The sequence below is a fragment of the Pseudomonas sp. MT3 genome (genome assembly GCF_054720805.1).
The window spans coordinates 1-22,081 of the sequence record NZ_JBTVPY010000005.1 but is presented as its reverse complement, the minus strand read 5'-3'; the positions used below and the strand labels follow the sequence as shown (position 1 = coordinate 22,081).

General features: G+C 65.6%; 19 protein-coding genes. 9 read left to right on the top strand and 10 right to left on the bottom strand.

All coding sequences use genetic code 11. The features are described from left to right. Positions 1-155 precede the first annotated feature (155 nt). From ACYCAX_RS06705 to ACYCAX_RS06695, 3 genes are all read left to right on the top strand, one after another. Positions 156-650, top strand: a complete 495-nt coding sequence (locus ACYCAX_RS06705) for a PaaI family thioesterase (RefSeq protein WP_015476919.1) — start codon at positions 156-158, stop codon at positions 648-650. Positions 651-900: 250 nt separating this feature from the next. Then, a complete protein-coding gene (locus ACYCAX_RS06700) occupies positions 901-2,559 on the top strand; it encodes a nitrite/sulfite reductase (protein ID WP_460247655.1) in 1,659 nt (552 codons plus the stop codon). After that, positions 2,543-3,046 carry a DUF934 domain-containing protein gene (locus ACYCAX_RS06695; protein ID WP_015476917.1) on the top strand — a complete coding sequence of 168 codons (504 nt, stop codon included), beginning with the start codon at positions 2,543-2,545 and terminating at the stop codon, positions 3,044-3,046. Before ACYCAX_RS06700 ends, ACYCAX_RS06695 begins: the two co-directional genes overlap by 17 nt. A 174-nt stretch (positions 3,047-3,220) precedes the next feature. Here ACYCAX_RS06695 and ACYCAX_RS06690 read toward each other — a convergent pair whose 3' ends face one another. Then, positions 3,221-3,799 carry a TetR/AcrR family transcriptional regulator gene (locus ACYCAX_RS06690; protein ID WP_015476916.1) on the bottom strand — a complete coding sequence of 193 codons (579 nt, stop codon included), beginning with the start codon at positions 3,797-3,799 and terminating at the stop codon, positions 3,221-3,223. A gap of 140 nt (positions 3,800-3,939) precedes the next feature. Here ACYCAX_RS06690 and ACYCAX_RS06685 point away from each other — a divergent pair, with 140 nt between their 5' ends. Beyond that, entirely contained in the window at positions 3,940-4,794 is an 855-nt protein-coding gene (locus ACYCAX_RS06685; RefSeq protein ID WP_460247654.1) for an alpha/beta hydrolase family protein, read from the top strand. 21 nt (positions 4,795-4,815) lie between these two features. Here the strand turns inward: ACYCAX_RS06685 and ACYCAX_RS06680 are convergent, their stop codons facing one another. Together ACYCAX_RS06680 and sohB are read right to left on the bottom strand one after the other, a co-directional pair. Continuing rightward, positions 4,816-5,808, bottom strand: a complete 993-nt coding sequence (locus ACYCAX_RS06680; RefSeq protein WP_460247653.1) for a YhdH/YhfP family quinone oxidoreductase — start codon at positions 5,806-5,808, stop codon at positions 4,816-4,818. Between the two features lie 52 nt (positions 5,809-5,860). Then, a complete protein-coding gene (gene sohB, locus ACYCAX_RS06675; RefSeq protein ID WP_015476913.1) occupies positions 5,861-6,889 on the bottom strand; it encodes a protease SohB in 1,029 nt (342 codons plus the stop codon). Positions 6,890-7,100: 211 nt separating this feature from the next. Here sohB and ACYCAX_RS06670 point away from each other — a divergent pair, with 211 nt between their 5' ends. The 4 genes from ACYCAX_RS06670 to ACYCAX_RS06655 all read left to right on the top strand — a co-directional run bounded on the left by ACYCAX_RS06670 (position 7,101) and on the right by ACYCAX_RS06655 (position 10,363). Further along, entirely contained in the window at positions 7,101-7,811 is a 711-nt protein-coding gene (locus tag ACYCAX_RS06670) for a histidine phosphatase family protein (RefSeq protein ID WP_460247652.1), read from the top strand. Positions 7,812-7,870: 59 nt separating this feature from the next. Further along, the gene (locus ACYCAX_RS06665; RefSeq protein ID WP_015476911.1) at positions 7,871-8,182 is read left to right on the top strand and encodes an SCP2 sterol-binding domain-containing protein; all 312 of its coding nucleotides are present in this window, start codon (positions 7,871-7,873) and stop codon (positions 8,180-8,182) included. Positions 8,183-8,500: 318 nt separating this feature from the next. Beyond that, positions 8,501-9,568 (top strand): phosphotransferase family protein, encoded by a 1,068-nt coding sequence (locus ACYCAX_RS06660; RefSeq protein WP_015476910.1) that lies wholly within the window; start codon positions 8,501-8,503, stop codon positions 9,566-9,568. A gap of 27 nt (positions 9,569-9,595) precedes the next feature. Continuing rightward, positions 9,596-10,363, top strand: coding sequence for an SDR family oxidoreductase (locus ACYCAX_RS06655; protein ID WP_015476909.1), 768 nt, complete (start codon positions 9,596-9,598; stop codon positions 10,361-10,363). A gap of 154 nt (positions 10,364-10,517) precedes the next feature. Here the strand turns inward: ACYCAX_RS06655 and ACYCAX_RS06650 are convergent, their stop codons facing one another. Next, positions 10,518-11,162: a hypothetical protein gene (locus tag ACYCAX_RS06650; protein ID WP_460247651.1), complete on the bottom strand. Its 645-nt coding sequence runs from the start codon at positions 11,160-11,162 to the stop codon at positions 10,518-10,520. A gap of 158 nt (positions 11,163-11,320) precedes the next feature. Between ACYCAX_RS06650 and ACYCAX_RS06645 the strand changes: the two genes are divergently transcribed. Next, positions 11,321-12,103, top strand: coding sequence for a TSUP family transporter (locus ACYCAX_RS06645; RefSeq protein WP_460247650.1), 783 nt, complete (start codon positions 11,321-11,323; stop codon positions 12,101-12,103). A 24-nt stretch (positions 12,104-12,127) separates the two neighbouring features. Here the strand turns inward: ACYCAX_RS06645 and nudC are convergent, their stop codons facing one another. The 6 genes from nudC to ACYCAX_RS06615 all read right to left on the bottom strand — a co-directional run bounded on the left by nudC (position 12,128) and on the right by ACYCAX_RS06615 (position 21,827). Further along, on the bottom strand, positions 12,128-12,967 hold the full coding sequence (gene nudC, locus ACYCAX_RS06640; protein ID WP_460247649.1) for an NAD(+) diphosphatase: 840 nt from the start codon (positions 12,965-12,967) through the stop codon (positions 12,128-12,130). Beyond that, positions 12,967-14,640, bottom strand: a complete 1,674-nt coding sequence (locus ACYCAX_RS06635) for a ferrous iron transporter B (RefSeq protein ID WP_460247648.1) — start codon at positions 14,638-14,640, stop codon at positions 12,967-12,969. The genes nudC and ACYCAX_RS06635 overlap by 1 nt, the downstream gene beginning before the upstream one ends. A gap of 42 nt (positions 14,641-14,682) precedes the next feature. Next, the gene (locus ACYCAX_RS06630; RefSeq protein WP_460247647.1) at positions 14,683-15,495 is read right to left on the bottom strand and encodes a crotonase/enoyl-CoA hydratase family protein; all 813 of its coding nucleotides are present in this window, start codon (positions 15,493-15,495) and stop codon (positions 14,683-14,685) included. 233 nt (positions 15,496-15,728) lie between these two features. Continuing rightward, the gene (locus ACYCAX_RS06625; protein WP_460247646.1) at positions 15,729-17,072 is read right to left on the bottom strand and encodes an amino acid permease; all 1,344 of its coding nucleotides are present in this window, start codon (positions 17,070-17,072) and stop codon (positions 15,729-15,731) included. A 215-nt stretch (positions 17,073-17,287) separates the two neighbouring features. Next, the gene (locus tag ACYCAX_RS06620; protein WP_460247645.1) at positions 17,288-19,474 is read right to left on the bottom strand and encodes a putative bifunctional diguanylate cyclase/phosphodiesterase; all 2,187 of its coding nucleotides are present in this window, start codon (positions 19,472-19,474) and stop codon (positions 17,288-17,290) included. A gap of 100 nt (positions 19,475-19,574) precedes the next feature. Continuing rightward, entirely contained in the window at positions 19,575-21,827 is a 2,253-nt protein-coding gene (locus tag ACYCAX_RS06615; RefSeq protein WP_294977378.1) for an arginine/lysine/ornithine decarboxylase, read from the bottom strand. Positions 21,828-22,081: the final 254 nt, after the last annotated feature.

Genomic DNA, 22,081 nt, shown 5'->3' with positions numbered 1-22,081 from the left:
GCTTCCCCCTTGTTCTCGTTGTTTGTCGAAGGACCACAGGCAAGAGTTAAGACCAGCTCCGCCCGCCCCTCAAGCGACCGCCCCTTTCCGCGACGCCACGAAAGCCGTTAGGCTGCGGCTTCGACAAGAACAAGCGAGAAGGATAAGGAAGGGCCATGCACGTGGATTCACTGCAAGATACCGTCGCGCCGGAAGGCGTCTGTTATGGCTGCGGCGGCAGCAACCCGCACGGGCTGCATATCAAGAGCCGCTGGCACGAGGACGGTATTCACGTCGTCGCCGAGCACCTGCCCGAAGCCAAATACTGCGGCTGGCCGGAGCTGGTCTACGGCGGACTGATCGCCATGCTGGTGGACTGCCACTCGAACTGGACCGCAATGGCCTACCACTACCGCGCCGAAGGCCGCGAACCGGGCAGCCTGCCGCGCATCGACTGCGTCACCGGCAACCTGGGCATCAAGTACATCAAACCGACCCCGATGGGCGTGCCGCTGACGCTGAAGGCCCATGTCGAGGGCGAGGTCGGGCGCAAGAGCCGGATCATCTGCGAGGTCTACGCCGGCGACGTGCTGACCTGCGTCGGCGACTCCATCTTCGTGCGCGTCGACACCTCGCAACTGCGTGACGCCGCCCACGGTCGCGAAGCCTGATTCATCCCGCCCGCGCCGGTGAAACGCACCGGCGCTTCGCGAGACCGCGACACCCGCTCGAGGCGGCGGCCCGCCTGTGCTTCAAGCTCGGCGCGGCATAGATCGAAAAGTTCTCGCCATATACTCAAACATCACTTTTACGCATATTCCCTAACTGGTATCGTGCGCCCCACTCCGCGTGGAGCGCGCTGCCGTGCGCGCTGGGATACGCAGTACGCCTGAGCGCTATAGCCTGACAGCAGGATGATTCATGTACGTATATGACGAATACGATCAAAGGATCGTAGAGGATCGCGTCAAGCAGTTCCGCGATCAGACCCGCCGCTACCTGGCCGGTGAACTGACCGGCGAGGAATTCCGCCCGCTGCGTCTGCAGAATGGCCTGTACATCCAGCGCTATGCGCCGATGCTGCGTATCGCCGTGCCCTATGGTCTGCTGGCCTCCCGGCAGGTCCGCAAGCTGGCGCAGATCGCCCGCGACTACGACAAGGGCTACGCGCACATCAGCACCCGCCAGAACGTGCAGTTCAACTGGCCGGCCCTGGAAGACGTGCCGGAGATCCTCGCCGAGCTGTCCACCGTGCAGATGCACTCGATCCAGACCAGCGGCAACTGCGTGCGCAACACCACCACCGACCAGTTCGCCGGCATTGCCCGCGACGAGCTGGTGGATCCGCGCCCCTGGTGCGAGATCATCCGTCAGTGGTCGACCTTCCACCCCGAGTTCGCCCACCTGCCGCGCAAGTTCAAGATCGCCGTCAACGGCGCCGCGCGCGACCGTGCCGCGATCGAGGTGCACGACATCGGCCTGGAAGCGGTGAAGAACGAAGCCGGCGAGCTGGGCTTCCGCGTGCTGGTCGGCGGCGGCCTGGGCCGTACCCCGATCGTCGGCAGCTTCATCAACGAGTTCCTGCCCTGGCAGCACCTGCTGTCGTACCTGGATGCCATCCTGCGCGTGTACAACCGCTATGGCCGCCGGGACAACAAGTTCAAGGCGCGCATCAAGATCCTGGTCAAGGCACTGGGCCCGGAAGTCTTCGCCGAGAAGGTCAACGCCGAATGGGCGCACCTCAAGGACGGCCCGAGCACCCTGACCGACGCGGAAGTGCAGCGTGTTTCCCAGCACTTCGTCGACCCGGCCTACAAGGCCCTGGACGACCAGGAGGCCGCCCTCGCCCAGCTCGACGCCGAGCATCCGGGCTTCGCCCGCTGGCGCCAGCGCAACACCTTCGCCCACAAGAAGCCCGGCTACATCGCCGTGACCCTGTCGCTCAAGCCGACCGGCGTGTCCCCTGGCGACGTCACCGACAAGCAGCTGGACAAGATCGCCGAACTGGCCGACCGCTACAGCTTCGGCGAAGTGCGCAACAGCCATAACCAGAACATCATCCTCGCCGACGTCGAGCAGTCGCAGCTGTTCACCCTCTGGGGCGAACTGCGCGAGTACGGTTTCGCCAGCCCCAACGTGGGCCTGCTGACCGACATCATCTGCTGCCCCGGCGGCGACTTCTGCTCCCTGGCCAACGCCAAATCGATCCCGGTGGCCGAAGCCATCCAGCGCCGTTTCGACGACCTGGACTACCTGTTCGACATCGGCGACATCGACCTGAATATCTCCGGCTGCATGAATGCCTGCGGCCACCACCACGTGGGCCACATCGGCATCCTCGGCGTGGACAAGAAGGGCGAGGAGTTCTACCAGGTGTCGCTGGGCGGCAGCGCCAGCCGTGACGCGAGCCTCGCGCAGATCCTCGGCCCGTCGTTCGCCCAGGACCAGATGGCCGACGTGATCGAGAAGATCATCAACGTCTACGTGGAACAGCGCACCGAGGAGGAAGCCTTCCTCGATACCTTCCGCCGCATCGGCATCGACCTCTTCAAGGAACGCGTATATGCAGCGAATCATTAAGAACCGCGAAGTCGTCGACGACCGCTGGCACCTGCTGCCCAAGGACGCGACCCTCGAGACCGTGCCCAACTGCGACGACGTGATCATCCCGCTGAACCTGTGGCTGGAACACGGCCCGGCCCTGCGCGGCCGCGACGGCGGCCTGGGCGTGTGGCTGGATTCGGACGAAGAGCCCGAGGCCATCGCCGAGGACCTGGACAAGTTCCAGGTGATCGCGGTGAACTTCCCGGCCTTCACCGACGGCCGCGGTTTCAGCACCGCGCGCCTGCTGCGCGAGCGCTTCGGCTACAAGGGCGAAGTGCGCGCCATCGGCGACGTGCTGCGCGACCAGCTGTTCTACATGCAGAGCTGCGGCTTCGACGCCTACGCCATCCGCGCCGACCGCGACCCGCATGACGCGCTGGCCAGCCTGGAGGACTTCTCCGAGGTCTACCAGACCTCGGTGACCCAGCCGCAACCGCTGTTCCGTCGTCGCCAGCTCGCCTGACCCGGCCGACCTGAAAAAGCCCCCACGCGGGGCTTTTTAATTTCTGCAGGAGAGCGCCTTTCGTAGGAGCGAGCTTGCTCGCGAACCCACCTAACTCCGCGGCAACCGGAAGCCCCTGTTCGCGAGCAAGCTCGCTCCTACAGGCTGCACACCTCGGCCCCCTGTGCGCGCAACTCAGGCCCGCACACTCTCCCAGGCAATCTGCGCCAACTGATCGCGGCAATCGATCAGGTCCACCTTCGTCCGCCCGGCCAGCCAGTTGCGTGCATAGTCCTGGCTCGGGCCGATGACCACCGAGTTGAACAGCTCCGGCGCCAACTGCTTGAAGGCGCCAGCCTTGCGGTGCTCTGAAAGCAGCGCTGCAATGCGCCGGCCCTGCTCACGATTGGCCTCACGCAACGCCTCACCCACCTCCCCGGCCTCGACCCGACCGCGGCTGTGCAGGATGAAACGCGCCCACTCCGGATTGGCCGCAACCCAGTCGACGTAGCAGGTGACGAACAGCTTCACGCAGGCCTCCGCGCTCATTCCCTCCTCGATTCCAGCGTCCAGCAGCGCCGCGTACTGGCCAACGCCGGTCAGGTACAGCGCGCCGATGATCCGTTCCTTGTTGCCGTAGTGATGGTAGAGGCTGCCGATACTGGCGCCGGAGCGGTCACGGATCATCTCGATGGTAGTGGCGTCCACGCCGGATTCGCTGAAGCAGGCCAGCGCAGCCTGGAGGATGTCGTCTTTGCGGGAAGGTCGGGCCATGAGGTTCCTGTCGAGATTGCCGTCTCGAATAAAATTCTAGAATAATTTTCTAGAATTAATTTCTAGTCTTCGTATACTGCCTGGGCGCGCATCCATCTTCAATCCTGCCCTGCTCATTCCAAGCCTTTTCGGAGTCCGCCATGATCACCCCGCTCCCCCGCCCCCTGGACAACGGCAACGGCCACAACCTGTCCAGCCACTGGTACTACCCGCTCGGCGAAATCCGTGGCGCGGTGCTGATCGTCCCCGCGATGGGCGTCGAGCAGCGCTTCTACACGGCCTTCGCCCACTGGCTGGCCGAGCGCGGCCATCTCACCGTGACCTTCGATTACGTCGGCATGGGCAAGTCCCGCAGCGGCCACCTGCGCGACCTGGATGTGGATGTACTGGCCTGGGGCAAGCATGATTGCAGCGCGATGCTCGACGCGGTGGTCGAGGCCGCCGGCGACCTGCCGGTGTACTGGGTCGGACACAGCCTGGGCGGGCAGATCCTGCCCTTCGTGCGCGGCAACGAGCGCATCCATCGCGCCTTCACCATCGCCACCGGCAGCGGCTATTGGCGCGAGAACACCAAGGGATTGCGGCACAAGGCCTGGCTGCTCTGGTATTGCCTGGCGCCAACCCTCACGCCGCTGCTGGGCTACTTTCCGGGCAAGCGTCTGGGCGTGGTCGGCGACCTGCCGCGTGGGGTGATCGAGCAATGGCGGCGCTGGTGCCTGGACCCGGAATACGCCGTGGGCGCGGAAGGCGGCGCGGTGCGCGAGGCCTATTCATTGGTGCGCACGCCCATCACCTCCATCTCCTTCACCGACGACGAGATGATGTCCGGGCGTAATACCGAATCGCTGCACGGCTTCTATCGTGGTGCGCCGAAGACGGTGAAACGCATCGCTCCAGAAGATATCGGCGTGAAGCGCATCGGCCACTTCGGCTTCTTCCGCAGCCAGTTCGCCGATTCGCTGTGGGCGGACTACCTGCTGCCGGACCTGGGCTGACACCCAGGCCCGGCGCGGGCATTAGCCGAGGTTCACCAGCACCCGGCCGACCAGCTTGCCGGCAAGAATCTGGTGGATGGCGGCAGGCAGGTCGTCGAGGGTGACCTCGCGCACCGCCGCTTCGAGGTTGTCGAGCTTCCACTGCAGGGACAGCTTGTCCCACATGGAAGCCTTGACCACCAGCGGCAGCTCCACCGAGTCCACGCCCAGCAGGTTCACGCCGCGCAGGATGAAGGGCAGCACGGTGGCCTTGAAGGCGGCGCCGGCGGTCAGTCCGCAGCAGGCGACGCTGCCGCCGTACTGCAGCGACTTGACCACATTGAACAGGATGTCGCCGCCCACGGTGTCCACCGCGCCGGCCCACTGCTCGCGCAGCAGCGGTTTGTCGATGCCATCGGAGACGGTGGCGCGGTCGAGGATCTGCCGCGCGCCGAGGCGGTTCAGCAATTCGGCCTGCTCCAGCTTGCCGGTGGCGGCTGCCACGGTGTAGCCCAGCCGTGCCAGCAGCATCACCGCGATGCTGCCCACGCCGCCGGTGGCGCCGGTGACCAGGATCGAGCCTGAGGACGGCGTCACGCCGGCGCGCTCGAGCTTGTCGACGCACAGCGCGGCGGTCAGGCCAGCGGTGCCGAGAATCATCGCTTCGCGTAGCGACAGGCCCTGCGGACGCTTGATCAGCCAAGCCGCGGGCACGCGGATGTACTGGCCGAAACCGCCCGGAGTGTTCATGCCCAGGTCATAGCCGGTGACGATGACCTCATCGCCGACGGCGAACTCGCCCACCGAGGACGCTTCAACCACGCCGGCGGCATCGATGCCAGGCGTGTGCGGATACTTGCGGGTGACGCCACGGTTACCGCTGGCGGACAGCGCATCCTTGTAGTTCAGCGAGGAATACTTCACCCGCACCAGCACTTCGCCTGCCGGCAAATCGGAAACCTGCCGTTCGGTCACCTGCAGGTCGTACACGCCGTGTGCCGACTCGGTGACCCACAACGCCTTGAATGCACTCATCTCGCCCTCCTCGTTCGATAACTTGACGGGCGCACTCCCGCGCCCGCTGGATTCATTGCCAGAAGCGGCTGCGCCCCAGGCGCTCCCACCAGGTCACCAGCACGCGGTCGATCACGCCGCTGACGCCCACGCCGAAGCGTTCCTGGATGGATTTCTTCTGTACGTAACTGAGCTGATAGACATCCGACTCACGAGCACGTTCGGCCAGGTACTCGTCGCTGGTCTTGAGTTCGTCCACCAGTTTCCTGCCCAGCGCCGCCTGGCCCAGCCAGACCTCGCCGGTGGCAATCTCGTCGATGGCCAGTTGCGGGCGGTAATGCACGACGAAGCGCTTGAACAACTCGTGGGTGGTTTCCAGGTCTTCCTGGAACTTCTCGCGGCCCTTGTCGGTGTTCTCGCCGAACACCGTCAGGGTGCGCTTGTATTCACCGGCGGTGAGCACCTCGAAATCGATGTCGTGCTTCTTCAGCAGGCGGTGCACGTTCGGCAGTTGCGCCACCACGCCGATGGAGCCGAGGATGGCAAAGGGCGCGGAGAGGATACGCTCGCCGATGCAGGCCATCATGTAGCCGCCGCTGGCGGCGACCTTGTCAACGCAGACGGTCAGCGGCACGCCGGCCTGGCGGATGCGCGCCAGCTGGGAGGCGGCCAGGCCATAGCCGTGGACCATGCCGCCGCCGCTCTCCAGGCGCAGCACCACTTCGTCGCGGGGGGTGGCCAGGCTCAGCAGCGCGGTGACTTCATGGCGCAGCTGCTCGGTGGCCGAGGCCTTGATGTCGCCATCGAAGTCGAGCACGTAGACGCGACTCTTCTCGCCGCTCTTCTTCTTTTTCGCCTCCTTCGTCGACTTGGCCTCGGACTTGCGCAGGGCCTTGAGCTTGGCCTTTTCCAATACGCTATGTTGCAGGCGCTCGCGCAGGTCCTTGTAGAAGTCGTTGAGCTTGTGCACCTCCAGGTGCCCACTGCCACCGCGCCGGCCACGGCCGCGCAGCGCGGCGATCACCACCAGGACGATGACGATGGCCACCACCACGGTGAAGGTCTTGGCCAGGAAACCCGCGTAATCCGCTAGAAACTCCACTCACATCCCCTTTTACAATTCTGGTCGCACCCGCCTGGCGGGAGCAGCGAATCCCGCAAGCATACCCACGCCGCAGGCGCGCCACCAGCGCTGGCAAGACGCTGTATCAGTCCAACGAATGGCATTCAAACAAGCGTATGTTTTTTCGTTGACAGCCCCAGGTGATCCTCATAACCTCGCCGGAACTTTCAGCCCTGCCGAGATACTGCGCGTGGGAAGCATCTACCTGATTCGACATGGCCAGGCATCGTTCGGCGCCGACGACTACGACGTGCTCTCGCCCATCGGCGTGCGCCAGGCGGAAATCCTCGGCGAGCACCTGGCCAGCCTGGGCCAGTGTTTCGACCGCTGCGTCAGTGGCGACCTGCGCCGCCAGCGCCATACCGCCGAAGCGGTGATGGGCCGGCTGAACGACGCCGGCATCGCGACCCCCGCGCTGGAAATCGACCCCGCATTCAATGAATTCGAAGCCGACGCCGTGATCCGCGCGCACCTGCAGGACCTGCTCGAAATCGAACCGCAGGCGCTGCACATCATGCGCAACGCCGCCGACCACCGCACCGAGTTCCAGCGCCTGTTCTCCACCGTGATCTCCCGCTGGGTGTCCGGCGAGCACGACAAGGACGGCCTGGTGAGCTGGGCCGAGTTCCTCGACACCGTGCATGGCGGCCTCAAGCGCCTGCTGGAGTCGGCCAGCGGCAAGGACAGCATCGGCGTGTTCACCTCCGGCGGCACCATCACCGCGATGCTGCAACTGGTGACCGGCATTCCGCCGCTGAACGCCTTCGAACTCAACTGGCAGATCGTCAACACCTCGCTCAACCGCCTGAAGTTCCGCGGCAGCGAAGTGGCCCTGGCTTCCTTCAACAGTCACGTGCATCTGGAACTGTTGAGGGCGCCGGAACTCATCACCTATCGTTGAGTACCGGCCCATTGCGACCTCGAGCGTCGCGCGAGAAAACCTAGAAAAGGAATAGAACCATGAGTGTTGCTGACATCGTTTCCACCATGAAGAGCAAGTTCAACGCCAGCGCGGCCGCCGGGCTGGATCTGGTGTTCCAGTTCAACATCGAAGACGGCGACAACCACTACCTGGTCGTCAAGGACGGTACCTGCGAAGTCGTACAGGGCGACGCCGAGACCCCCAACGTCACCCTGATCATGGACAGCGAGACCCTCAAGGGCATCACCAGCGGCGAAACCGACGGCATGCAGGCTTTCATGGCCGGCAAGCTGCGCGCCGAAGGCGACATGATGCTGGCAATGAAGCTGGGCGAACTGTTCCCGGTCTGATCCGAGGCGACCTGCCCGAGCAGCATGAAAAACCGGAGTCCATGACTCCGGTTTTTTTATGCCCGCGCCCCGCCGCAACCCGCGAATCAGGCAGCCTGATCGGGGTGCAACACGGACGCCAATAACGGCTCTGCGTGCTTGTGACGGACGGGCACGGACATTAGATTAGCCAATGATCACCCGGCGCCATCATTGCTCTGCCTGATCCTGCCGCAACCCATCGGGCAAGAAACGGCCGCCGGCCTGCGCGCACCTCGCCAGGAGCCTTGGGCCCTCGTGAGGACGATTCGTAAAAGCCCGTACAAGAAAGGGACCAGCATGTCGTTGACCGACCAGACCATCCGCTCCCGCGAAGGCGAAGAACTCGATGCCGCCGTGATCGACGGCTTCCTCAAGGACCACGTTCCCGGCCTGCAGGGCCAACCGCGCATCAGCCAGTTCCCCGGCGGCGCGTCGAACCTCACCTACCTGATCCAGTACGACAACCGTGAGCTGGTGTTGCGCCGCCCGCCATTCGGCAAGAAGGCCAAGTCAGCCCACGACATGGGGCGCGAGTACCGCATCCTCAACCAGCTCAACGACGGTTTCCCCTACTGCCCCAAGGCCTATGTCTACTGCACCGATGAGTCGGTGATCGGCGCCGAGTTCTACGTCATGGAGCGGGTCAACGGCATCATCCTGCGCGCCGAACTGCCCAAGGAGCTGAATTTCAGCACCGAGCAGACCACCGCGCTGTGCAAGAGCTTCATCGACAAGTTCGTCGACCTGCACAACGTCGACTACAACGCCTGCGGCCTGGGCGACCTGGGCAAGCCCGAGGGCTATGTGCAGCGCCAGATCGGCGGCTGGATCGATCGCTACGAGAAATCCCTGACCCCCGATGCGCCGGCCTGGGAACAGGTGAAGGTGTGGCTGCGCGAGAAGATGCCGGCCGATCACCACAAGCCGGGCATCGTCCACAACGACTACCGCTTCGACAACGTCATTCTCGACCCGAACAACCCGATGCAGATCATCGGCGTGCTCGACTGGGAAATGACCACCCTCGGCGACCCACTGATGGACCTGGGCAACACCCTCGCCTACTGGATCCAGGCCGACGACCCGCAGCCGATGCAGATGCTGCGCCGCCAGCCGAGCCACGAGCCGGGCATGCTGACCCGCCAGCAGTTCGCCGACTACTACGCCGAGCGCGCCGGAATCCAGATCGACAACCTCGATTACTACTACACCTACGGCCTGTTCCGCCTGGCCGGCATCATGCAGCAGATCTACTACCGCTTCTTCCACGGCCAGACCCAGGACAAACGCTTCGCCACCTTCATCCATGCCAACAAGCTGCTGGAACAGGTGAGCCTGCAGGTCATCGGCAAGTCCCGCCTGTAACGACGCCCTAGAACAAGGAGAACTCCCATGTCCAAGACCCAACTGTTCGACCTCGAAGGCAAGATCGCCTTCGTCTCCGGCGCCAGCCGCGGCATCGGCGAGGCCATCGCCAAGCTGCTGGCCCAACAGGGTGCCCACGTGATCGTCTCCAGCCGCAAGATCGACGGCTGCCAGGCCGTGGCCGACGAAATCGTCGCCGCCGGCGGCAAGGCCACCGCGATTGCCTGCCACATCGGCGAGATGGAACAGATCCAGGCCGTCTTCGCGCAGATCCGCGAGCAGTTCGGCCGCCTGGATATCCTGGTCAACAACGCCGCCACCAACCCGCAGTTCTGCAACGTGCTGGACACCGACCTGTCGGCCTTCCAGAAGACCGTCGACGTGAACATCCGCGGCTATTACTTCATGTCCATCGAAGGCGGCAAGCTGATGAAGGCCAACGGCGGCGGCAGCATCATCAACGTCGCCTCGGTCAACGGCGTCACCCCAGGCGAGTTCCAGGGCATCTACTCGGTGACCAAGGCCGCGGTGATCAGCATGACCAAGGTCTTCGCCAAGGAATGCGCGCAGTTCGGCATCCGCTGCAACGCCCTGCTGCCGGGCCTGACCGATACCAAGTTCGCCTCGGCGCTGGTGAGCAACGACGCCATCCGCAACGTCGCCCTGCAGCGCATCCCGCTCAAGCGCGTGGCTGACCCGAGCGAAATGGCCGGCGCCGTGCTCTACCTCGCCAGCGATGCCTCCAGCTACACCACCGGCGTGACGCTGAACGTGGACGGCGGCTTCCTCGCCTGAGCGTTATCGCGAAATGAAAAAGGGAGCCGGTGGGCTCCCTTTTTCATGGACGGCGATCGGACCTTCTGTAGGAGCGAGCTTGCTCGCGAACCCGCCTCACTCGGATTCCGAAGGGGGACGGTTCGCGAGCAAGCTCGCTCCTGTATAAAAGCGTTCACTGCCAGTCTTTCAGGGCCTGGTTCGCCGCCGGGTTCATCGGTTCGGCGGTCAGCCCGCCCGGTCCGTAGCGCACGGCGAACACCGCCTGGTCGGCCATCGGCAGGTAGTTCACCCGCCCGGCTCTCGCCACGAAAGTCAGCAGGTCATGCCGGCCTTCACGCAGCCAGCGCCACAGGTCGATGCCCGCCACCTTGCCGGCCAGCGGCACCTTGCGCCCCATCGACTGCTGCTCCACGGCGAGGAAGCGGCCACTGAGGTCCTGCAGTCGATACCCCGGCGCCAGGCCGATCAGCCGCGCCAGGCCCTTCCACTCCAGCACCCGTGCATCCAGTTGCCAGAGATCGCCCGCCAGTTCCACGCGGCGCTCCTGGTCCCCCTCCAGCAACGTCACCTCGAAGTGCTGCGGGCTCAACTGCTTGAAGCTCAGAGTGGCCAGCGGACGCTCCTGCGGCAACGGGTCGTAGCTGTGCAGGTCCCAGGCCACCAGCGCAACCAGCGCCGCGAGCGCAATGAACGCAAGGCCCGCCATGCCCCGCAGCCAGCCGAGAAACCAGTGACGATCAAACAGAATGCGGGCCGCCACCAGCAGGGCCAGCAGCGCCACGAAGGCAATGACCCAGGCCAGACCGTCGTACTGCATCGAATGATTTCCTTCCACGTAGAATTGCCGGCATTATGCGCACCGCGTACCTGCGCGGCCAGCCAGACCGTCGCAGCTTTCGGGCCCGTTAACGTTTCCCATGCCACCCGCTCTTTACAAAAGAGTGGCGCCGCGGGCTCCTGATCAAGGCCTACCCCATGCCCTTCGAACTCGTCGTAGACCCTACCACCCTCGTCATCCTCGCCGGCGTCGCCTTCCTCGCCGGCTTCATCGACGCCATCGCCGGCGGCGGTGGCCTGCTGACCATCCCCGCGCTACTCACCGCCGGAGTACCGCCGCACTTGGCGCTGGGTACCAACAAACTGAGTTCGACCTTCGGCGCCGCCGTCGCCAGCTACACCTTCTACCGGCGCAAGCTGTTCCATCCGCGCCAGTGGCGCAACGGCATCATCGCCACCGCCATCGGCGCCGCCCTGGGCGCGTGGGCCGCGCACCTGATGCCGGCGGAATGGTTGAACCGCATGCTCCCGGTGGTGATCTTCGGCTGCGGCCTGTACCTGCTGTTCGGCAAGACCCCGGAAGCCCCGCTGGACGCCGATCCGCACATCGCCCAGCATCGCCAGTGGCCGCAGGGCCTGGGCCTGGGCTTCTACGATGGTGTCGCCGGCCCCGGCACCGGCGCCTTCTGGACCGTCAGCACCCTGCTGATGTACCCGCTGGACCTGGTCCGCGCCAGCGGCGTGGCACGCAGCATGAACTTCGTCAGCAACGTCCTCGCCCTGGCGGTGTTCGTCGCCTCCGGCCAGGTAATCTGGGTGATGGGCCTGTGCATGGGCAGCGCCCTGATGATTGGCGCCTACTTCGGCGCGCGCACCGCAATTGGCGGCGGCGCCAAGTTCATCCGTCCGGTGTTCATCCTGGTAGTGCTGGCGCTGACCGTGCGCCTGGCCTGGCAGCACTGGTTCGCTGCCGCGACCTGAAGAACGCCGACGCTGCGCCTGGAGTCAGGCGCCGCCGGGCAGGACGGGATCGGGACGACCGGCGCGGCGCGCCAGGTAGACCTCGATCAGGTAGCGGGCGATGGAGCGCTCGGCCGGCAGGCGCGGCAGCTCGTCGATGTGGAACCAGCGGGCATCCTCGATCTCGTCCGGCTGCATGACGATCTCGCCGCTGACGTACTCGGCGTGATAGCCGAACATCAGCGAATGCGGGAACGGCCAGGGCTGGCTGCCCATGTAGCGGATGTTGCCGATCTCGACGCCCACCTCTTCGCGCACTTCGCGCGCGACGCAGTGCTCCACCGACTCGCCCGGCTCGACGAAGCCGGCCAGGGTGCTGTACATCCCCGGCACGAAGCGCGGCGAGCGTGCCAGCAACACTTCATCGCCACGGGTCACCAGCACGATCATGCTCGGCGACAGCAGCGGGTAGCGCTGGATGCCGCAGCTCTCGCAGTGCATGGCGCGGTCGCGGGGCATGCGCTGGTTGGGCTGGCCGCAACTGCTGCAGAAGCGGTTCTGCCGCCACCAGATGCCGATCTGGCTGGCGAAGCCGAGCATGGCGAAGATGTCTTCCTCGGCCTGCATCATGAACTGGCGCAGGCCGATCCAGCTGGCGCCTTCCAGCGGGTCCGTACGGTCGATCTCCAGCAGGTACACCGGCTCGCCGTCGAAATGGCCGACAACGTGCTCGGAAAGCACCGGCAGGTCCTGACGTTTCAGCCAGTCACGGGGGAACAGCACACCGTTGCTGTCGGCGAGGAACTGCTGCTGGCAGTGGGCGACCGCCCAGCCGCCGTTCGCAGCCCCCTCGAACAGCGCCGATTCCCAGCGTCCGGTACGCATCAGGCGGCCACCGTCAGGCCCAGGGCCTTGACGCTCTCGCTGGCGACATCCAGGACGTCGGGTTGACCTTCAGGCCGCATCATGGCTCCACCCTCCAGGTAATACTCCAGGCCGGTCAACGCATCGGCCAGGGTTTCCAGCATCTGCTCGGACGGCATCTGCGTCGTCTCGATCATCCGCTGTTGAATATAGTCGGCACATGCACCCACCAGCAGCGCCGCGCGTTCCTGGCCGAGGAACCAGAGACCGCCGCGCACCGCCTGCAGGCTGAGGGGTACGTTGGCCAGGTGCAGCTTGTCGCCGTTGGATTCGAGATAAGCGGTGATCGCCCGCTTGGCCAGTGCAAGACCGGCCTGCGCCTCGTCGATCACCACGATACGGGCTTCGGCCAGCTGGTGTACGGCAAAGGATTCATCCTCGCCCAGCGGCGCCGCGCGTGCGCTCAGCCGCTCGCCGCGCTGCAGGTTGCCCACCATGCTCTCGACATAGAGCAAGGCATCGGCCAGCGCATTGAGCGCCGCCGGCCCCTCCACGGCCCCCTTGGCGACCCAGCCGGCAACCACGCCATGCTGATGCTGCAGCGCGGTGGAGGCGGAGTTCAGGCCAACCATGCCCAGTGTCTTGGCCAACTTGCCCAGCTGGGTATGCAGGATGCTCAACGCGTCGGCCTGGGATACGCCGCGCTCGATCAGGTCGAGCTGGTCCTTGACCGCCGTGAGTTCCTCGCGGATCGCCACCGACAGCGAACGCATCACCGACTGGCCGGGGCCGGACAGGCGCTGCGACTCGTCTTCGAGCAGGTGATCGGTGAACGGCAGCGGCGCCAGGCCGAACACCTGGCGCAGTTCGCTGGCGCGCGGACCGCCGGTATCGGCCAGCGCGGTGAGATACAGCAGCTCCTTGAGCAACTGGCGCGGCGTCTCGTATTGCGGATTGGCGATCAGTTGCTTCAGCTCGCGATCCACGCGTGCGAAGACCTGCTTGCGCGTCTTGCGCGGCAGCATCTGGGCGTCGACCAGTGCCTCCAGGGCACCTGCGCCGACCCAGCACAGGCGGGTACGCGAGGCGCTGCCCAGCAGCAGGTCGAGCTTGGCCAGGGCGCGACTCATCAGCTTCAGGCTGGGGTAGAGATTCTGCTCGCGGATCAGCCCGAGCAGGCCGATCTGGTACATCTGCCGCAGGCGGCGGACTTCACGGGCAGGATCCTCCACCTGCGGCGCGGTCACCGCGCGCAGCGGGCGCGGCAGGTCCAGCCGCGCGCTGAAGAAGAAACTTTCCGGCAACGCCGGCTGGCCGGCAGCCTGGCGCACGTCGTTGATCGCCGGCAGCAGCAGCTCGGGGATTTCCTGGCGATGCGCCTCGAGGTTTTCCAGGTAGCGGCGCAGCACGTAGAGCGCGTTGCCCAGCGCCGCCAACTGACCGTCACGGTCCTCGCCGACACCGGCGGGAATGTCGGTGGCCAGATCGAGCGCTTCCTGGGCCAGCAGCTCCGCGCCGGCCAGCTCGATGAGGTTGAGGGTGCCGCGAATCTGGCTCAGGCACTCGACCGAGTGCTGCAGCAGGCTGCCGTTCTGACGCTCGGCGATGAAGTGCTCGAGATTCTGCTCGGCCTCTTCCATCGTGGCGAACAACTCGTCGCGAACCAGACTGAGGGACGTGGCTCCGGTAACCATCGGCCTAGTGCGCCTCCTGCGCGCAAGAAGAATGAAGGGACATCAATCGGCGAACTCGGGGTTCTTCTTGCTCATGTGCGCCATCATGGCGGTCTGCAGGTCGGTCGACTGCAGCATGGCGGCATTCCAGGTGGCGATGTAGTCCAGGCCGTCCTCGACTCGGTGGTCGCGGGCGTAGCCGATCATTTCCTTGGTGCCGCGAATGGCGATCGGCGACTTGGCCGCGATTTGCCGGGCGATCTCCATCACACCGTCCATCAGCGCGGAGTGATCGGCGTACACGCTGTTGACCAGGCCGATCTGGCGGGCCTCCTGGGCGTCGGCATTGCGGCCGGTATAGGCCAGCTCGCGCATGATGCCGTCACCGATCAGGCGCGGCAGACGCTGCAGGGTACCGACGTCGGCGGCCATGCCCATGTCGATCTCCTTGATGGAAAACTGCGCGTCGGCGCTGCAGTAGCGCATGTCGCAGGCCGAGATCAGGTCGATGCCGCCGCCGATGCAGTAGCCCTGGATCGCCGCGAGCACCGGCTTGCTGCACCGGTCCACGGCGTTGAACGAGCCTTGCAGCTCGAGGATGGTCTTGCGCAGCGCGCGGGCGTTGCGACCGACGTCCTTGCCAAGGCGGCTGCCGGCCTGGGCCAGCAGAGCGAGGTCGATACCGGCGGAGAAGTGCTTGCCGGCACCGCTCAGAACCACCACGCGCACCTCATCGGTGTCGTCGACCCACTGGAAGATATCGATGATCTCCTTCCAGAAGTCGGTGTTCATGGCATTGAGTTTTTCCGGACGGTTGATCTGCACATGGGCGATCTTGTCCGCCAGTTCGACGCGGAATGCTTTGTACTCGGTCACGGGATGTCCTCGGATGCCCTGCTTCACGTCAGGGTGCGGCACTCGGCTGTTGGAGCCTGGGCCAACGGTTCTTATTAGTGTCGGAAACGAATGTCAGAAATCGCGCCACTATAACAAGGCAAGGCCAAAAGTCGATGCCGCGGTCTGTGACACAGGCCACGGCATCGGGTTCGAGCTGGCGCGCAAAACCGCCATCACGTCGCGGATCTGACGGGATCGTGATGGCAGCGGGCTCAGTCGCCCGCCGCCAGCGGCAGCCCTTGGGCGCGGTTGCGGTACTGCCGCCAGGTGTACATCGGAATACCGGCCATGAACACCAGGAAGCCCCAGAAGATCGCCTGTTCGCCGGTGCCGTAGAGCGCCCACAGCGAGTAGAAGAAGCCCAGGCAACCGATGGCCAGCACCTGCGGGCGCGAGCGCGGCGAGAAGGACTCCGGCTTCACCGCCAGCAGTTGCAGCAGCGCCGCGGTACAGAAGGCATAGGGCACGACGCCAGTCATGGTGCCGAGCAGGATGATGACGTTGAACACATCCACCAGGTCGCCGTGGCCGTCGACCATCACCAGCGCGGTGACCAGCAGGCCCGACGCCAGCAGGCCGTTGGCCGGCGCGCCGTTCTTGTTGAGCTTGCCCAGGGATTCGGGGAACAGCCCGTCGCGGGCCGGCGCCACCGGAATCTGCCCCTGCAGCAGCACCCAGCCGTTGAGCGCGCCCAGGCACGCGATCACCGCACCCGCCGCCACCAGGTAATAGCCCCAGTCGCCCAGCAAAATGCGCGCCGCATCGGCGAACGGCGAGGTGGACCTGGCCAGCAGCTCGGGCGGCATCAGCCCCTGCACGGCGGTGATGGACAGGATGTACACCGCCGCCGCCGCCAGCGTGCCGAACAGCGTGGCGCGGGGAATGGTCTTCTTCGGGTCGCGCACGTCGTCCGCCGGCACGGTGGCCGACTCCAGGCCGATGAAGGACCAGAGCGTCAGCGCCGCCGTAGTGGCGATGGCCTGGGCGTAGCCCATGTTCGGCAGCTCGCTGGCCGCGGGGATGCTCAGGTAATCGGGGTTGAAGTGGAACCAGCCGAGGACACCGATCAGCAGCAGCGGAATCAGCTTGAGCGCGGTGAGCAGGTTCTGCACCACGGCGAAGGCGGTGATGCCGCGCAGGTTGATCAGGGTGCACAGCCAGATGGAGCCAATCGCCGTGGCGACCATCAGCAGCGGGTCGGCCAGCGCCGGAAAGAACACCCGCAGGTAACCCACCAGAGTCACGGCGATGGCCGCGTTGCCGATCCACGCGGCCTTCCAGTAGGTCCAGGCGCAGAGGTAGCCGGCGAAGCTGCCGAAGCCGTCACGGGTATAGGCGTAGGGACCGCCGGCACCGGGATTGAGCCGCGCCAGTCGGGCGAAGGTGAAGGCCAGCAGCACGGCCCCCGTGGTCGACACCAGCCAGCCGAACAGGCTGAGCCCGCCGTACGCCGCCAGGCTCGACGGCAACAGGAACACGCCCGAGCCGACCATGTTCCCCACCACCAGCGCGGTGCAGCTCCAGAATCCCATGCTGCCCTTCTTCGCTTCCGCCATCTGCGCTCCTTAAAGTCTGCGGCTTGTTCTATTGGTTCCCACCTGACGCGCCGGTCATGGCGAAGGCCTCTGGATTCGGAGGCCACATCCGATCTGTCCTACAGGGTAGTCAGCACGAGGCAAAGGAGGAAACAGTTTCCGCCGCGAATACGCAGGCTTCGAACGTTTTCCCCATGCAAGATCAATCCGTACCGCGAAAATTCGCCTCGCGTCGCTCAGGCGGAGCCGACCTGCCGGCCGCCGATCCCGAAGACCTGTTCGAACAGGTTGGCCGGCATCGGCTTGGCGAACAGGTAGCCCTGCCCCTCCGCGCACCGCTCGTTGCGCAGGCGATCACGCTGGGCCGACGTCTCGATGCCCTCGGCGATGCTATCCAGGTCGAAGCTGCGGGCCATGTCGAGGATCGCGCGGATCACCGACAGATCCTGCCGGGACTCCAGCATGCCGGTCACGAAGGAGCGGTCGATCTTGATCCGGCTCAGCGGATAGGTCTTGAGCAGGCTGAGCGACGCATACCCGGTACCGAAGTCATCGAAGGCGATCCCCACGCCGTGGCTGCGCAGCGTGCGCAAGGTGTCGAGCACCACGTCGTCATGGTTGAGCACGATGTTCTCGGTGATCTCCAGCTCCAGCGCGTCGGCCGGCAGGCCGTGACGCTCCAGCGCCTCGATCACCTGGGAAACCAGGTTGCCCATGCGGAACTGCGCGCCGAACAGGTTCACCCCCATGCGCATCCGCGCCGCGCCGTTGCGCCGCCAATAGGCGGCCTGGGCGCAGGCCTCATCGAGGATCCAGGCGCCGACGATCGCCGCCAGCGGCCCACCCTCCAGCGACGGCAGGAACGCCGCCGGCGCCAGCAGCCCACGCTGCGGATGCTGCCAGCGCAGCAGCGCCTCCGCGCCGCACAGCGCACCGTCCTTCAGACTCACCTGCGGCTGGTAGAACAGCAGGAACTCGCCGTGGGCCACCGCCCGGTGCAGTTCCATGCCGTACAGGTGCCGCGCCGCCGCCTCCATCTTCAGCGCCGGCACGAAGACGAAGGCATGGCTGCGCCCGCTGCTCTTGGCCTTGAACAGCGCAAGGTCCGCGTCGCCGACCAGCTCCAGCGCCTCCTGGGCATGCAGTGGCGCCAGCGCCACCCCGCAACTGGCCGCCACCCGCACGTCATCGGCATCGATGACGATGGGCTCGGCGATACTGGCAATCGCCGCCAGGGCCAGGCGCATCGCCTGCTCGGGCGAAATCAGGTTCGGCTCGAGGATGGCGAATTCGTCGCCGCCAATGCGCGCCACCGTGGCATCCGCACTGGCCAGGCGTTCCAACCGCCGGGCGACCTCGCGCAGGATGCCGTCGCCCACCGCATGCCCCAGCGAGTCGTTGACGTCCTTGAAGCCATCCAGATCGATCATCAGCACCGCCGCCGGGCGCGACTGCACCAGGAGGTCCTCGGTGACCCGGTAGAAACGGCCACGGTTGGCCAGGCCGGTCAGCACGTCGACGCTGGCCAACTGGCGCAGTGCCTCCTCTTCCCGCTGCCGTGCGGTGAGGTCCTTGAGCACCGCCTCGAACTTGAGCTTGCCCTTCTCCGTCCAGCAGAACAGCGTGAGCCCGAGGGCCAGCTCGGTGCCGTCCTGGCGCACGCCGGTGATTTCCGCCGGCACGTCCATGCCATCCAGCGACGTGGCATCGATGGCGCGGTTGATCAGACTGCGGAAGGCGGCACGGTTACGCTCCGGGAGCAGCAGTTCGAACGACTGTCCCGCCCCCTCGTCCAATGCGTAGCCGTAGAGCGTGGAGGCCGCCTCGTTCCGGGCTACGATTTCGCCCCAGCAGTCGAACCAGACCACCGGCGTCGGCGAACTGCCGGCGTACTCCTCGAACAACGGCCGGGTGCGCGCCGACGCCACTTCGATACGGCGCAGCTCCAGACGATCGGCAGCCATGCGCGCCAGTTCGCGCAGACGCTCGCGGTCGTCGCCGGAGAAGTCCTCGTGGGGCTGGCTGTCGATGATGCACAGGGCGCCCAGCGGATGCCCCTCCACCGACAGCAGCGGCACCCCGGCGTAGAAGCGCACGCCGGATGGCCGGGTCACCAGCGGGTTGTCGTGGAAGCGCTCGTCGCGGCTGGCATCGGGCACCACCATCACCTCGTTCCGGGTGATGGCGTGGGCGCAGAAGGACACATCGCGGCCCATGTCCACGTCGCCCACCCCGGTGGCCGCGGCGAAGAACACGTGGTCGCTGCCGATCATGTTCACCGCCGCCACCGGCATGCCGAACATGCGCACGGCGATCTGCACCACCGGGTCCAGGCTGGGCAGCAGGGCTTCGTCGTCGAATCCATAGTCGGAAAGCGCGCTCAGGCGTTCGCTTTCGTTCGGCAATGTCGCGGGACAGCGCATGGGGAAACCTCCCTTTTTCCTCGTTTCTCCCTTCAGCAATCCCGACAAGGATAGTTGGACTTTGAAAAAGCGGCGGGTCCCGCATGCCGGGACCCGCACGTCACTTGCAGCACTCCACCGTGTAGCGCCGCTCGCCATTCACCTCGTGTACCTGCAGGCCATGCACATCCGAGTCGAAGCCCGGGAAATTACGCTCGAAGCTCTGCGCGAAGGCCAGGTAGTCGAGGATGGAGCGGGTGGACTCGGTGAAACGCTCGCCCGGCATGATCAGCGGGATGCCCGGCGGATAAGGCACCAGCATGACCGCCGCGATGCGTCCCTCCAACTGGTCGATGGGCACCGCCTCCACTTCGCCGCGCACCAGTTGCGCATAGGCGTCGGCCGGGCGCATGGCGATTTCCGGCAGCACGGTGTACATGCGCTTCATCGCCTTGGCGGTGGCATGGTCGCGGTAGCAGCGATGGAGCTCGTCGCACAGGTCGCGCAACCCCATGCCGGCGTACCGGCCGCCGCCGGCCTGGGCGACGCTGGGCAACGCATCCGTCAACGGCTCGTTGTCGTCGTAGCTGCGCTTGAACTCCAGCAACTCGGTGACCAGCGTGCTCCATTTGCCCTTGGTCACGCCCATCGAGAACAGCACCAGGAAGGAGTACAGGCCGGTCTTCTCCACCACCAGCCCGCGCTCCCAGAGGAAGCGGCTGACCACCGCGGCGGGAATGCCCCGGGCGTCCAGCCGGCCACCGGCGGTGAGGCCTGGCGTAGCGAGGGTGACCTTGATCGGGTCGAGCAGCACGTAATCCTCGACCGCATCGCCGAAGCCATGCCAGTCGGCGTTGGGCTCCAGCACCCAGTCACGGGTCTTGACCTCGTCGGTGCCCTCCACGCCCGGCGGCTGCCAGACGCAGAACCACCAGTCGTCCTCGGCGAGATTCTGCTGCACGTTGGCCAGGGCGCGGCGGAAGCTCAGCGCCTCGTCGAAGGTTTCCTGGATCAGCGAACGCCCCGCCGGGCCCTCCATCATCGCCGAGGCCACGTCCAGCGAGGCGATGATGCCGTACTGCGGCGAGGTGGAGATGTGCATCATGAAGGCTTCGTTGAAACGCGCCCGGTCGAAGCGCCGGGCGCCGCCGTCCTGCACGTGGATCATCGAGGCCTGGCTGAAGGCGGCGAGCATCTTGTGGGTGGAATGGGTGGTGAACACCAGCGGGCCGCTGTCCTGGCGGCGGGTACCCATGCCGTAGCGCCCGTCGTAGAAGTCGTGGAAGGCCGCATAGGCGTACCAGGCTTCGTCGAAATGCAGCACCTCGACGCTGTCCCCCAGCGCCTGCTTGATCATCTCGGCGTTGTAGCAGAGGCCGTCGTAGGTGGAGTTGGTCACCACCGCCAGCCGGACCTTGGGTTCGCGCCCCCGCGCCAGGGGGCTGGCGGCAATCTTCGCGGCAATCGACTCGCGGCTGAACTCGGACAGCGGGATCGGCCCGATGATGCCCAGTTCATTGCGCTCCGGCATCAGGTAGAGCGGAATCGCGCCGGTCATGATGATGGCGTGCAGGATCGACTTGTGGCAGTTGCGATCCACCAGTACCAGGTCGTCGCGGCAGACCATCGAGTGCCAGACGATCTTGTTCGCGGTCGAGGTGCCATTGATCACGAAGAAGGTGTGGTCGGCGCCGAAATTGCGCGCCGCACGGGCCTCCGCCTCCGCCAGCGGGCCGGTGTGGTCAAGCAGCGAGCCCAGTTCCGGCACCGAAACCGAGAGGTCCGAGCGCAGGGTGTTTTCCCCGAAGAACTGGTGGAACGCCTGCCCCACCGGACTCTTGCGATAGGCCACGCCGCCGCCGTGGCCGGGGGTGTGCCAGGAATAGTTGGACTGCGCGGTGTGCTCCACCAGCGCGCGGAAGAACGGCGGCAGCAGGCCTTCCAGGTACCTGCGCGCGGCGCGGCTGACCTGGCGGGCGAGGAAGGGCACGGTATCTTCGAACAGGTAGAGGATGCCGCGCAGCTGGTGCAGGTCGGACATGGACTCGGCCGGCGCGTTCTCGATGGTCATCTGCTCGCCGAGGGCGAAGATCGGCAACTGCGGCGCGCGCACCCGCGCCATGCGGATCAGCTCGACCACGTCCTGCAGCAACCGCTGGTTCTCCCCCGCCCCCTCGGCGGCGACCAGGATGCAGGCGAGCCCGTGGTGGGTGGAAGCAACGATGCGCCCCTCGGCGGAACTGGCGGTGGAGAGGATGCTGAAGCCGTCCTGCTCCAGCTCGCGGGCGATGTCACGGACGCGGTCGCCGGCCACGGTGTCGGCCTTGATGTCGCGATGAACGATGAGAATGGGGAATTTTAAGTCTTTATACATTGTGAGCCCCTGAGGCGGACGCTCTGCTGGCGTCGATCCTTACCAGAGTATGGACTCACGGAATATAGGGGAATGCGCTCGGCTGACGGCTGTAATAAAACGTCGCGTTGGCGACAGGCCTGCGTCCTGTGTAGGAGCGAGCTTGCTCGCGAACGGATTATCCGATGACAGCGGAGCTGAGCGGTTCGCGAGCAAGCTCGCTCCTACAATGTCTAGTCCTGAAATAGGTTTACACCTCTGAGGGTTGGCACCAG